Here is a 12,224-nt window from a genome sequence, read left to right as displayed (position 1 = left end):
GTCGTCGTCCGGCGTCGTCACCGGATGGATCTCGCGGATGGGTGCCCCCGGTCGCCCGGGGGCACCCACCACCATGGTGCGTGTTACTTCGCGGGCTGCAGCTTGGTCAGGATGAGCAGCTGCTGCGGGCGGGTCGGCTCCGGAACCGCGTAGGGGTCGTCATCCGACGGCCATCCCACGTAGTTGCGGGTGTTGTACTCGCCGATGAAGGGGCGCGTGCCGATCGGCAGGATGACCGCCTCGTCGACGAACGCCGTCTGCATCGTCTCGAGGGCCGCCTCCCGACCTGCGTCGTCCGACGCGTTCGCGTAGTCGGCGAGCGCCTGGGTGACCGTCGGGTCGTCGAAGCGGCCGAAGTTGTAGCCCTCCGACTGCTCGCCGATCGGCAGGTAGCGCGCACCGTCCATCGCGTCCGAGTAGATGTCCCACGGGGTGAGGCCGGTGTCGGTCCAGTGCAGGATCGCCTGGAAGTTGCCGGTGCCCTTGTTGGCCCACCAGGTGTCGACGTCCGGGGTGTCGACGGTCGCGTCGATCCCGATCTCCTTGACCTCGTCGGCGATGAGCGTGATGCCCGTCACGTAGTCGCTCCAGCCCTGCGGCACCTGGATGGTGAAGGTCACCTGGGTGCCCGAGGGGTCGACGAGCTTGCCGTCGCCGTTCCAGGTGTAGCCGGCATCCGTGAGGATCGACTTCGCCTCGTCGACGTCGACCGAGTACTCCTGGCCGGTGTAGTCGCCCGTGATGTACGGGTCGCCGGCGGGGGTCGGCAGACCCGTCACCGAGGTGAGCGCGGGCACCGATCCCTCGCGGGCGATCTCGCGGTGCTTGTCGCGGTCGACGATGTAGTTCATCGCCTGGCGCAGCGCCTTGTCGTCGAACGGCTTGGCGGTGGTGTTGAACCACAGCGCGTCCACGCCGAGGCCCGCGGGGGCCCAGTACTCGTTGTTCTCGTCCTTCGACAGGTAGGCGTCGTCGATGTTCGGGATGAACGCCTGCGCCCAGTCGGCCTCGCCGTTCGCGAGGGCGGTGGTGAGCGCCGTGTTGTCGTTGTACGAGACGTAGTACAGGGTCGGCACCGCGAGCTCGCCGCCCCAGTAGTCGTCGCGCTGGTCGAGCTTCACGCTCTGCGAGCTGAAGCTCGTGAGCGTGTAGGGACCGGTGCCGACGGGCTCGGGGTTGGTCTCGGTGGTGACGTCCGACACGCCCTCCCAGATGTGCTTCGGCACGATGAAGCTCTGCAGCACCTTGTCCTGCTTGACGAACACCGAGCTCGTGAAGGTCACGGTGACCGTGTCGCCGTCGACGGTGATGTCGCCGAACGGGATGGCCGCCGGGTTGATCGCCGCGTTGTCCTTCATGAGCTGCAGGGTGAACGCGATGTCGTCGGCTGTGAAGTCCTCGCCGTCGTTCCAGGTGACGCCGTCGCGTGCGGTGAGCTGCACGCTCATGTAGTCGTCCGCCCAGGTGACCTCCTTGGCGAGCCACGGCACGATGTCCTGGCTCGGGTCGATGAGGTTGACGAAGGCGAGCGGTTCGAAGATGACGTTCGCGTAGCCGAGCTTGAGGGCCGACGAGTCGCCGATCCACGGGTTGTTGTTCTCGGTGGCGATGGCACCGTCGGGCTTGGCGATGGTCAGGGCGGCTCCGCCCGAGTCACCGCCGTCGTTCCCCCCGGCCGAGCAGCCGGTGAGGAGCAGGGCCGACGCGATGCCGATCGCGGCGACCGAGGTCATCCACTTCTTCATGGACTCTCTCTCCTTGATGATGTGATGGATCCGGCTCGTGCCGGAGGAGGGTGGGGTGGTGCCCGCGGGTGCTGTGTTCTCCTCTACAGTGCGTCGGGGTCGTCCACCTGGACCGCGGTGTCCAGGAGGAGCTCTCGGACGGATCGCCCGACGCCGAGCCGGTATTCCCCGGCTACGGTAATCCAGCGATCCTGTTCGGCGTCCCAGGCCTCGAACGAGCGCCTCGGGACGGTGACGACGACCCGGCGGGACGCGCCCGCGGGGAGGTCGACGCCGGCGAATCCGGCCAACCAGCGGACCGGACGCTCCACGAGCGCCCCGGTGGGGGGCTCGAGGTACAGCTGCACGGTCTCGCGCGTCGCACGCGCGCCCGTGTTGGTCACGGTGACGGCGACCGACACCTCGCCGTCGGCGGCGAGTCGCGGGGTCTCGACGCCGTCGTAGCTCACGCTCGACCAGCCGAGGCCGTGGCCGAAGGGCGCCGCGGGACGGGCGGCCGAGCGCTCCCAGCCGCGGTAGCCGACGTGGATGCCCTCCGTGTACCGGACGCGGCCCTCGGCATCCGGGACCGCGTGCGGCACCGGCACGTCGGCCTCGTCGGCGGGGAGGGTCCAGGGCAGGCGACCGGCGGGCTCGAGGTCGCCGGCGAGCACGGCGGCGAGGGCGTGGCCCATCTCCTGTCCGGGGAACCAGACCCACAGCACCGTGCGCGCCCGCGCGAGCCAGGGCAGGATCACCGGGGCGCCGGCGTTGACGACCACCACGGCGTCCGGGGCGACGTCGAGCACGCGCTCGACGAGTTCGTCCTGACGGCCGGGCAGGCGCAGGCCGGTGCGGTCCCAACCCTCGGACTCGACCTCCTCGTTGGTGCCGACGATCACGACCGTGAGCTCGGCATCCGCGGCGGCGGCGACGGCCGCGGCGAGCTCGGTGTCGGGATCCTCGCCCGGGGCGCGGTGGCGCAGTCCCGCGCGGATGATCGCGCCGTAGCCGCCCGCGCGGATCACGAGGTGCTCGCTCTCGAGCGAGACGACCCGGGGTGCGTCGATCTCGACGTCTCCCCCGTGACCCTCGGGGGTGTTGATCGACGAGTCGAGGATCACCTCGACGCCGACCTCGTCGGCGTGCTCGGCGACGGTCTCGCCGTCGATGCGGACGAGGTAGCCGCCGACCGTCGCGACCTCGAGGCGGTGGGTGCCCGGTTCGGTGAGGCGCAGTTCGGCGCGCAGCCGCACGCGGTGCACCGCGTCGCCGAGGTCGCGCAGCCAGCCGTCCCAGTCGTGCAGTCGGCGCGTCTCGAGCACGCGTCCGTCGGCCGCGAGCAGCTCGGCCTCGAGAAGCGCGCCGTCGGCGTGCGCCGTGCGGTCGGCGAGCTCGAGGTCGGGGGTGAGGCGGCGGGAGTCGCCCCCGCGGCGGACGACGAGCTCGGCACCAGGGAATCGTGCGGCGAGCCCTTCCGCGGGGGCGACGACGTGCGCCGGATGCACGGTCGAGCTGCCGCCGCCCAGCACGTGGGGGCGCACGGCGTTCGGGCCGAGCAGGGCGATGCGTGCGGGGGCCGGGCGATCCCAGACCGGGGCCTGCTCGTCGCGGCGCAGCACGACGGTGGAGCGGGCGGCGACCCGCGTGATGAGCTCGGCGACGTCGGGGCCGGCGCTCGGAACCTGCTCGGGGGCGTCGAGGGCGCCGACGCGGCGGGCGAGCAGCAGGATGCGCGCGACCTTGTCGTCGACGAGGCCCTCCGGCACGCGGCCCGCGCGCACCGCCTCGAGCAGTCGCTCCTCCCACGGCCCACCCGGCCCGGGCATGATCACGTCGAGGCCGCCGAGGGCCGCGCCCTCGGTCGAGCGGGCCGCCATCCAGTCCGAGACGACGACGCCGTCGAAGCCGAGCTCGCCCTTGAGCAGATCGGTGAGCAGGTGCCGGTGATCGGTCATCGGCGAGGCCTCGACTCCGTCGTCGACCCGGTTGTAGGCGGCCATGACCGACCAGGCGCCGACCTCGCGGACGGCGTATTCGAACGGGGCGAGCGAGACCTCGCGCAGCGTCTGCGCGTCCAGGGTGGCGAGGTACTCGGTGCGGTCGGTCTCGGAGTCGTTGGCGATGTAGTGCTTGACGCAGGCCGCCACGCCCTCCCGCTGGATGCCGCGGATGACCGCCCCGCCGACGAGCGACGTCAGCAGCGGATCCTCGGAGTAGCACTCGAAGTGCCGCCCGCCCACGGGCGTGCGCTGGATGTTGACCTGGGGGGCGAGCACGACGTCGACGCCGTGGTCGCGCGCCTCGCGGGCGAACGCCGCGCCGACCTCCGCGGCGAGCTCGGCGTCCCAGGTGGCGCCGACCGCGCTCGGTGCGGGGAACAGCGCCGAGGTCTCGCCCGGCACCTCGCCGAGGCCGCGCACCCCGACGGGGCCGTCGGACATCGCGATGGAGCGCAGTCCCACCGAGGGCAGCTCGTGCAGCCGCCAGGCGGTGCGGCCGGTCAGCACGCGCACCTTCTCGTCGAGGGTCAGGCGTCGGACGAGGTCCCGGACGTCGCCGTCGCGCTCGAGCGCGGGTGCGGCGGGCTGGCTCACGTGGTGCTCCTCGTCATCGAGTGGGTGGTACGGCGGAAATACTTACATGCTGGTCAGCAAGTTGCAACACGCGAGCCGAATCTTGTGCTTTTCCCCGGTCAGAGGCACATCGTGGGAACGCTCTCACGCTCGCTAGGCCCGCCGGGCACCTCGCGAAGCGCCGAATCCGGTTACAGGAGAGTCAGTAAGCCCGGGTGCTATAGTCGCCCGCATGACGAGCCCCGGGCGCCGCGAGCCGAAGATGCGCCAGGAGACGGTCCAGCGTCGCGAGGAGATCCTCAAGGCGGCCCTGCAGACCTTCGGCGCGAAGGGCTACAACAAGGCGCCGCTCACCGAGATCGCCGAGCAGGTCGACATGACCCACGCCGGCATCCTGCATCACTTCGGCTCCAAGGACCGACTGCTGCTCGAGGTGCTCAGCTACCGCGACAAGACCGACGTGGCGCATCTGGACGGGCAGCACATCCCCGACGGCATCGAGCTGTTCCGCCACCTCGTGCGCACCGCGATGCTCAACAGCCGCCGCGCCGGCATCGTGCAGGCGTACGCCGTGCTCTCGGCCGAGTCGGTGACCGACGGCCACCCCGCCCGCGACTTCTTCGACGCCCGCTACCGCACCCTGCGCGCCGAGGTGCGGCGGGCGTTCGAGCTGGTCTGCGAACAGCACGGCGTCGCCGACCGCAGCCGCGTCGACGACGCGGCCGCCGCCATCCTCGCCGTCATGGACGGCCTGCAGGTGCAGTGGCTGCTCTCCCCCGCCGACGTCGATCTGGCGCGCGCCACCGAGTTCGCGATCCGCTCGATCGTGTCGGGCGTGCTCTCGCCGCAGCCCTCGCCGCTCGACGAGCCCGAGACCGGGACCCGCGATGCGCGCGAGCCGTTCGTCTCGCTCGGCGACTCCATGAACCCGCTGCCGACCCCCGCGCCGGTCGAGTAGGCGCGCGGCCGCGAGCGGCTACCAGCCCGGCGGATGCCGGCGCTGCCAGCCGAGCCGACGCTCGAGCTGCGCACCGAGGGCGAGCAGCGTGCGCTCGCCGCCCGGCCGACCGATCAGCTGCACCCCCATCGGCAGGCCGGCATCGGTCACCGCGACCGGCAGGGTGATCGCCGGCAGGCCCGCGACGTTCGCGAAGCTCGTGAACGGGGTGTACGCCACCTGCTGCGCGAAGTTGCGCTCGCCGTCGTCGGGGTCGTACCAGCCGACCGGGCGCGGGGTGAGCGCGAGCGCAGGCATGAGCACCGCGTCGAAGGGGGCGAACAGCGCGATCGTGCGGCGCTCGAATCCGGTGAGGGACGAGAGCGCCTCGCCGAGCGGCCGGGCGCCCAGCGCGCGGCCGCGTTCCACGAGCCAGCGGGTGAGCGGCTCGACGAGCGCGAGCTGCGCGTCGTCGAGCGGCAGGGTCGCCGCCCCCGCCTGCCAGACGGTGCGGAACGCCGGGGCGTAGCCGGGCTCCTCGGGCATCCGCAGCTCGTCGAGACCGTGCCCGAGTGCCGCGAGCTCACCGACGGCGACGTCGAGCGCCGCGCGCGCCTCGGGGGCGAGCTCGAGCTCGTAGGCGCCGGACCACGGCGAGTCGGTGCACACGGCGAGCTGGAAGCGCCCCTCCCCCCGGGTCGCGGCGCCGAGGAACGGACCGTCGCCGCCCTCGTCGGGGGGCTGGGTGGCCCAGGCGGCGGGGGCTCCCGGGGGCGCCGCGAGCGCATCGAGCAGCAGGCCGGCGTCGGCGACGGTCCGGGCGAGCGGGCCGGCCGCGACGAGCCCCGCGAGCCCCGCGAATCCGGATGCGGCGGGCACCCGCCCGCGAGACGGCTTGAGCCCCACGAGCCCGGTCGCGGCGGCGGGGATGCGGATCGAGCCCCCGCCGTCCGAGCCGGGCGCGACCGGCAGCAGGCCGGCGGCGACCGCGACCGCCGCGCCTCCGCTCGAGCCGCCCGCGCCGAGCGCCGGGTCGTACGGGTTGCGCGCCGGGCGTCCGGCGAGCGGCTCGGTGTAGCTCGGGAAGCCGAACTCGGGGGCCGCCGTCGCGCCGAGGCTGACCGCGCCGGCGTCGTCGAGCACGATCGCGAGCTCGTCGCTGACCTCGGGCACGTGGCCGGCGAAGGCGCGCGAGCCGAACGCGCTCTCCCGACCGGCGCGGGCGACGAGCGCCTTGTCGGCGAGCGGGAGCCCCCACAGCGCGAGGGCGTGCGGCAGCGACGCGACCTCGTCCGCGCGACGCAGCGCCGCATCCGGATCGACCACCGCGAAGGCCGCGAGCTCCGGGTCGAGGAGCTCGATGCGGCGGAGGTAGTGCTCGAGGAGCTCGCGGGGTGCCACCTCCCCGCGCCGCAGCCAGTCGAGCTGCTCGACGGCGCTCAGATGGTGGAGTTCGAACACCCTCCGAGCGTAGAGGGGTTGACATCCGGAGACGAGGATGCTTGGTTAGTTACTCAAGTAATGAACCGACCATCCAGGAGCACCCGTGGACGACAGCCGCCCGATCTTCCTCCAGATCGCCGAGCAGCTCGAGAACGACATCATCTCCGGCGCGCTCCCGGAAGAGACCCAGGTTCCCTCCACCAACGAGTTGGCAGCGTATCTGCGCATCAACCCGGCGACCGCCGGCAAGGGCGTCAACCTCCTCGTGGACCAGGGGATCCTCTACAAGAAGAGAGGGATCGGCATGTTCGTCGCCGACGGCGCCCGCGCGCGCCTCGTGGCCCAGCGCCGCGACCAGTTCCGCCAGCAGTACCTCGCGCCGCTGCTGGCCGAGGCGGAGAAGCTCGGGATCACCCCGGGCCAGCTCGCCGACATGATCCGGACGGAGGCGCACTCGTGACCGCCGTCGTCGAGGTCGCCGGCCTCAGCAAGCACTACGGCGGTGAACGCGGCTCGCGCGTGCACGCCGTCACGGATGCCGGCTTCGCGCTCGAGGAGAACCGCATCCACGGTCTGCTCGGCCGCAATGGAGCGGGCAAGACCACGCTCATGCAGCTGCTCACCGGACAGGAGTTCGCGAGCTCCGGCGAGATCCGCGTGTTCGGGCAGAACCCCGTCGAGAACGCCAAGGTGCTCGACCGGGTCTGCTTCATCAAGGAGAGCCAGCGCTATCCGGACGACTTCCGGGTGAAGCACGTGCTCGCGACCGCACCACGCTTCTTCGCCGACTGGGACGAGGACTTCGCCGACGAACTCGTCGAGCGTTTCCGCGTGCCGGTCGGACGCCGGATGAAGAAGCTGTCACGCGGGCAGCTCTCGGCCGTCGGGGTGATCGTCGGACTCGCGAGCCGCGCGCCGCTGACCTTCTTCGACGAGCCGTATCTCGGGCTCGACGCGGTCGCACGGCGGTTGTTCTACGACACGCTGCTCGCCGACTTCGCGGAGCACCCCCGCACGGTCGTGCTCTCCACCCACCTGATCGACGAGGTGAGCAACCTGCTCGAGCACGTACTCGTCATCGACGAGGGCCGCATCATCATCGACGCGGACGCCGACGAGCTGCGCGGCTCCGCGGTGGACGTCGTGGGGCCGCGCGGCGCCGTCGAGGCCTTCACGTCCGACCGCGAGGTGCTGCACCGCACCGGGCTCGGCGGGCTCGCGAGCGCGACCGTCGCCGGCCTCGACGAGGCCGGGCGCACGGCCGCCCGCGACGCGGGTCTCGAACTGGCCGCCGTGTCGTTGCAGCAGCTCGTCATCCGCACCACGATCGGCGAGAGCGTCGATCCCACGAAGGGAACCCCCGAATGACCACCATGACCGCGGTGTCCGCGCCGCGCTCCGCACCCTCGCGCGTCTGGCGCATCGTCCGACTGATCACCGCCAACCCCACCACGACGGTCGTGCTGCCGTGGGCGATCCTCGGCACGATCTTCCTGCTGAACTGGCTGATCTGGCTGCTCATCTTCGCCAACGTCGGCGCCGAAGGCATGACCGACGCGCAGGAGGGGATCCAGTGGAGCGGCGCAGCGTTCTACATCTTCGTCTACATGCTGGTGCTCGCGGTGCAGGCCATCAACCTGTCCTTCCCGCTCGCCCTCGGCTACGGGTCGACGCGCCGCGAGTTCTCGCTCGGCGCCGGACTCACCTTCGTGCTGCTCGCCGCGATGTACGCCGTCGGGATGACCGTCGGCGCGGCGCTCGAGAACGCGACCGGCGGATGGGGACTCGGCGGCACCTTCTTCCGCACGATCTACTTCGGCGGCGACCAGCCCTGGTATCTCCAGTTGTGGATCTACTTCTGCTGGTTCCTGTTCTTCTTCTTCACCGGCACGATCTTCGCCTCGGTCTACGTGCGCTGGAAGGCGCTCGGGCTCATCGCCACGTTCGCGGTCGTCGGCCTCGCCGCGGTGGGCGTCATCGCCCTGCTCACGCTCTCGGAGAGCTGGAACATGGTCTGGGAGACGATCGCGCACCTCGGCGTGGTCGGATCCGTGTCGGTGCTGCTGATCCCGTCCGCGGTCTCGGCGCTGCTCGGCTACCTGCTGCTGCGCCGGGCCACCACGCGCGGCTGAACGGTCAGTCCAGCTCCTGGAACAGGGTGAGCGCCACCCCGTCGGGACCCTCGAGGCGCGCGTTGAGCGAGCGCCAGGGGGTCTCGACGGGCGCAGCCACGAGCTCCGCTCCCCCGGCGACCGCGGCCTCCGTCGCCGAGGCGGCATCCGCCACCTCGAGCGCGACGCGCATCGTCAGCGGATAGCCGTGCGCGGCGGGGGCGCCCACCTCGACCCGGTCGATGAACTCGACCTGGGAGCGGTTGGCGAGCTCGAGCGTCGCCGAGGGGATGCCGAGGATCACGACGCGCGCATCCCCCTCGCCGTCGTAGGACTCCTGCACGGGCAGCCCGAGCGCGTCGCGGTAGAACGCGACGGCCGCGTCGAGGTCGTCGGTCTCGAGCACGAGACGCAGCTGCCGGGCGCTCACTTGAGGCTCTTCTGCATGAGCACGGTGCCGAGCCAGCGACCGAACTTGAAGCCGACCTTGCCCATGTGGCCGATCTCCTTGAAGCCGAAGGCCGTGTGCATGGCGATCGAGGCGTCCGCACCCTTGTCGGCGATCACGGCGATCACCTCCTTGATGCCCGCCGCCTTCGCGCGGGAGAGGAACTCGGACATGAGGGCGGTACCGAGGCCCTTGCCCGTCGACGCGGCCCGCAGGTAGATCGAGTTCTCCACCGTGTAGCGGTAGGCGGCCTTCTGCTTCCACGGCGTGGCGTTGGCGTAGCCGAGCACCTGGCCGCTCGGCGACACCGCGACGAGCCACGGGTAGCCGAGCTTGGCGTTGTGCCGGAACTTCGCCCGCAGCTCCTTCAGCGTCTGCGGCTCCTCGTCGAAGGTGACCGTGGAGTTCGCCACGTAGTGGTTGTAGATCTCGCGGATGTCGGGCAGGTCGCCCTCGGTCGCGTCGCGGATCTCGAAGGCGAACTCCGGCTCCGGCTCCGGGGCCTTGCGCAGGTGGGGGGGCAGCTGCCGACGCGGGTTGTATTCCTCCTCGAGCATCCGCCCCTCCGATCCTCAGGTCACGTCGCGGCGCCAGGTCGTGAGTCCGCCGATCGCCAGGAACAGCACGGCGTAGCCGCCGAGCACGAGTCCACCTTGCCACCATTCGAGGGCGTCGGCTGCGCCTCCCGCGATGAGCGCGTAGATGCTCGAACCGACGAGCGCGTCGGTGGCGGCTCCGGGGAGGAAGCGTCCGATCGCGGCCGTCCACTCCCAGAAGTTGGCGGCCAGACGCAGCAGCGGTTCCAGGAACTGCGTGAACGCGAGCACCACGACGATGACGGCCACCTGGTTCGGCAGCAGCACGCCGAGCGCGACGCCGACGACCGCCCACAGCGCCATGGCGATCGCGGCGCGGGCGATGAGCGCCAGGTTGTCGGCCGAGCCGAGATCCGGATGCACGCCCGTGAGCTGCAGCACGAGCGCGCCGACGCCGACCGATGCGGCGACCCCGACGACTCCGAAGACGACGCCCCAGATGAGCCCGGCACCGACCTTGCCGCCCAGCACCCGGCCGCGACGCGGGGTCGCGAGGAAGGTCGGGGTGAGGGTCTGGTGACGGAACTCCGCGGTCGAGGCGAGCGCCCCGAACAGCAGGGGGAAGACGTATCCGACCGCGGTGACCGTGCTGTAGACGAGCGGCGGGATCGACTCGGGTCCGACCATGCCGCCGCTCTGGTCGACGAGCACACTGCCGAGGGCCGCGATGCCGGCGGCGTTCAGGCCCACCCAGCCGAACAGGATGAGGGCGAGCACCCACCACGAGCGGGTGGTCGAGATCTTGCGCAGCTCCGAGCGCAGCGAGCGGATCATCAGCGGATCTCCCCTTCGCCCACGATCTCGAGGAAGACGTCCTCGAGACCCTCGCGTTCCGGCACGAGCAGTTTCAGCGGCACCCCCGCGGCGAACGCGAGGCTCCCGATCCGTTCGGCGTCGACCCCCGAGACGCGCAGCCCGTCGGCCGCCGCCTCGACCACCGCCCCCGACGCGGCGAGCGCCCGGGCGAGGGCGTCCCGATCGGCGGCGTCGACGCGCACCCGCGCGACCGCGCCCGACTCGAGGCCGTCGAGGGTGCCCTCGTAGGCCAGTCGCCCGTGCGAGATGATCACGACCCGATCGACCGTCTGCTGCACCTCGCTCAGCAGATGCGAGGAGACGAGCACGGTGCGCCCCTCGGCGGCGAGGTCGCGCAGGAAGACGCGGATCCACCGGATGCCCTCGGGATCGAGGCCGTTGATGGGCTCGTCGAGCACGAGCGCGCCGGGATCCCCGAGCAGGGCGAACGCGAGCCCGAGCCGCTGGCGCATGCCGAGCGAGTAGCCGCCCACCCGACGGCGGGCGGCATCCGCGAGCCCGACCCAGGCGAGCACCTCGTCGACGCGGGAGTCGCGGATGCCGGCGGCGGCCGCGGCGACCCGCAGGTGGTCGCGACCGGAGCGCCCCGGGTGGAAGCTCGCCGCCTCGAGCGCCGTGCCGACGGTTCCGAGCGGGTCGGCGAGCTCGGTGTAGGCGCGGCCGTCGAAGGTCGCCCGACCGCTCGTGGGCCGCACCAGCCCGAGCAGCGAGCGCAGGGTCGTGGTCTTGCCCGCGCCGTTCGGGCCGAGGAACCCGGTGACGACTCCCGGTTCGACGCGGAAGCTCAGATCGTCGACCGCTGTCGTGCCGCCGAAGCGTTTCGTGAGGGACTGGATCTCGATCACGGCGCCGGTCATGATCCCACGCTACCCAGTCGTGTCGAGTCGGCGCAGGTCCCAGTCCACCGGCGGCGCGCCCGCGTCCGTCAGCAGCTCGTTCGCGCGGCTGAAGGGGCGCGAACCGAAGAAGCCGTTGTGCGCCGACAGCGGACTCGGGTGCGCGGAGGCGATGACCCGAGTCGTGCCGAGGAGCGGGCGCAGCGTGCCGGCATCCCTCCCCCACAGGATCGCGACGAGAGGGGCATCGCGGGCGACGAGCGCGCGGATGGCGTGCTCGGTGACCGCCTCCCACCCCATGCCGCGATGCGAGCCGGAGGCGCCCGCCCGCACCGTGAGCACCCTGTTCAGCAGCACGACGCCCTGGCCGCTCCATCCCGAGAGGTCGCCGTGCTCGGGGGGCGTGACGCCGAGATCGCTCGCGAGCTCCGTGTAGATGTTCTGCAGGCTCCTCGGCAGCGGGCGCACGTGCCGCTCGACCGCGAAGGACAGCCCGATGGCGTGCCCGGGGGTCGGATACGGATCCTGGCCGACGATGAGCACCCGCACCGCGTCGAAGGGCTGGGTGAAGGCGCGCAGCACGTTCGCCCCCGCCGGAAGGTAGGGGCGTCCCGCCGCGACCTCCGCCCGCAGCAGCTCCCCCATCCGGGCCACCTGCGGGGCCACCGGTTCGAGCGCCGCCGCCCAGCCCGGGTCGACCAGCTCCGTCAACGGACGGGGCGAGGTCACGAGCACCC

Annotated in this window: 12 protein-coding genes; 4 read left to right on the top strand and 8 right to left on the bottom strand. The window is 71.9% G+C overall.

Annotated features, from left to right (window positions below):
• Positions 1-83 precede the first annotated feature (83 nt).
• Positions 84-1,745, bottom strand: coding sequence for an ABC transporter substrate-binding protein (locus tag NUH29_RS14015; RefSeq protein WP_258799856.1), 1,662 nt, complete (start codon positions 1,743-1,745; stop codon positions 84-86).
• An 83-nt stretch (positions 1,746-1,828) separates the two neighbouring features.
• The gene (locus NUH29_RS14010; protein WP_258799855.1) at positions 1,829-4,321 is read right to left on the bottom strand and encodes a beta-glucosidase family protein; all 2,493 of its coding nucleotides are present in this window, start codon (positions 4,319-4,321) and stop codon (positions 1,829-1,831) included.
• A 211-nt stretch (positions 4,322-4,532) separates the two neighbouring features.
• Between NUH29_RS14010 and NUH29_RS14005 the strand changes: the two genes are divergently transcribed.
• Complete coding sequence (locus tag NUH29_RS14005; RefSeq protein ID WP_258799854.1) at positions 4,533-5,258, top strand: TetR/AcrR family transcriptional regulator; 726 nt, start codon at positions 4,533-4,535, stop codon at positions 5,256-5,258.
• A gap of 18 nt (positions 5,259-5,276) precedes the next feature.
• Here the strand turns inward: NUH29_RS14005 and NUH29_RS14000 are convergent, their stop codons facing one another.
• A complete protein-coding gene (locus tag NUH29_RS14000; RefSeq protein ID WP_258799853.1) occupies positions 5,277-6,698 on the bottom strand; it encodes an amidase in 1,422 nt (473 codons plus the stop codon).
• Positions 6,699-6,783: 85 nt separating this feature from the next.
• Between NUH29_RS14000 and NUH29_RS13995 the strand changes: the two genes are divergently transcribed.
• Genes NUH29_RS13995 through NUH29_RS13985 form a run of 3 tightly spaced genes read left to right on the top strand, consistent with a single transcriptional unit; the run spans position 6,784 to position 8,812 of the window.
• Positions 6,784-7,140, top strand: a complete 357-nt coding sequence (locus NUH29_RS13995; protein ID WP_258799852.1) for a GntR family transcriptional regulator — start codon at positions 6,784-6,786, stop codon at positions 7,138-7,140.
• A complete protein-coding gene (locus NUH29_RS13990; protein WP_258799851.1) occupies positions 7,137-8,048 on the top strand; it encodes an ABC transporter ATP-binding protein in 912 nt (303 codons plus the stop codon). Before NUH29_RS13995 ends, NUH29_RS13990 begins: the two co-directional genes overlap by 4 nt.
• A 5-nt stretch (positions 8,049-8,053) precedes the next feature.
• The gene (locus NUH29_RS13985) at positions 8,054-8,812 is read left to right on the top strand and encodes an ABC transporter permease (RefSeq protein WP_258799850.1); all 759 of its coding nucleotides are present in this window, start codon (positions 8,054-8,056) and stop codon (positions 8,810-8,812) included.
• A 4-nt stretch (positions 8,813-8,816) separates the two neighbouring features.
• Here the strand turns inward: NUH29_RS13985 and NUH29_RS13980 are convergent, their stop codons facing one another.
• The 5 genes from NUH29_RS13980 to NUH29_RS13960 are packed head-to-tail and all read right to left on the bottom strand — an operon-like array spanning position 8,817 to position 12,216.
• A complete protein-coding gene (locus tag NUH29_RS13980) occupies positions 8,817-9,221 on the bottom strand; it encodes a VOC family protein (RefSeq protein WP_258799849.1) in 405 nt (134 codons plus the stop codon).
• On the bottom strand, positions 9,218-9,796 hold the full coding sequence (locus tag NUH29_RS13975) for a GNAT family N-acetyltransferase (protein ID WP_258799848.1): 579 nt from the start codon (positions 9,794-9,796) through the stop codon (positions 9,218-9,220). The genes NUH29_RS13980 and NUH29_RS13975 overlap by 4 nt, the downstream gene beginning before the upstream one ends.
• Before the next feature lie 15 nt (positions 9,797-9,811).
• Positions 9,812-10,609: an ABC transporter permease gene (locus tag NUH29_RS13970; protein WP_258799847.1), complete on the bottom strand. Its 798-nt coding sequence runs from the start codon at positions 10,607-10,609 to the stop codon at positions 9,812-9,814.
• Positions 10,609-11,508, bottom strand: a complete 900-nt coding sequence (locus tag NUH29_RS13965) for an ABC transporter ATP-binding protein (RefSeq protein WP_258799846.1) — start codon at positions 11,506-11,508, stop codon at positions 10,609-10,611. Before NUH29_RS13965 ends, NUH29_RS13970 begins: the two co-directional genes overlap by 1 nt.
• A gap of 9 nt (positions 11,509-11,517) precedes the next feature.
• The gene (locus tag NUH29_RS13960) at positions 11,518-12,216 is read right to left on the bottom strand and encodes a uracil-DNA glycosylase (RefSeq protein ID WP_258799845.1); all 699 of its coding nucleotides are present in this window, start codon (positions 12,214-12,216) and stop codon (positions 11,518-11,520) included.
• Between the last annotated feature and the right edge of the window lie 8 nt (positions 12,217-12,224).

The organism is Protaetiibacter mangrovi (genome assembly GCF_024752305.1).
Taxonomy (GTDB): domain Bacteria; phylum Actinomycetota; class Actinomycetes; order Actinomycetales; family Microbacteriaceae; genus Homoserinibacter; species Homoserinibacter mangrovi.
The sequence above is the reverse complement of the archived record's forward strand: the minus strand, read 5'-3'. Positions and strand labels throughout refer to the sequence as shown.

Coding starts and splice junctions, on each gene's coding strand:
- NUH29_RS13965 (WP_258799846.1), bottom strand. CDS start 11,508: ATGACCGGCGCCGTGATCGAGATCCAGTCCCTCACGAAACGCTTCGGC.
- NUH29_RS13975 (WP_258799848.1), bottom strand. CDS start 9,796: ATGCTCGAGGAGGAATACAACCCGCGTCGGCAGCTGCCCCCCCACCTG.
- NUH29_RS13985 (WP_258799850.1), top strand. CDS start 8,054: ATGACCGCGGTGTCCGCGCCGCGCTCCGCACCCTCGCGCGTCTGGCGC.
- NUH29_RS14015 (WP_258799856.1), bottom strand. CDS start 1,745: ATGAAGAAGTGGATGACCTCGGTCGCCGCGATCGGCATCGCGTCGGCC.
- NUH29_RS14005 (WP_258799854.1), top strand. CDS start 4,533: ATGACGAGCCCCGGGCGCCGCGAGCCGAAGATGCGCCAGGAGACGGTC.
- NUH29_RS13970 (WP_258799847.1), bottom strand. CDS start 10,609: ATGATCCGCTCGCTGCGCTCGGAGCTGCGCAAGATCTCGACCACCCGC.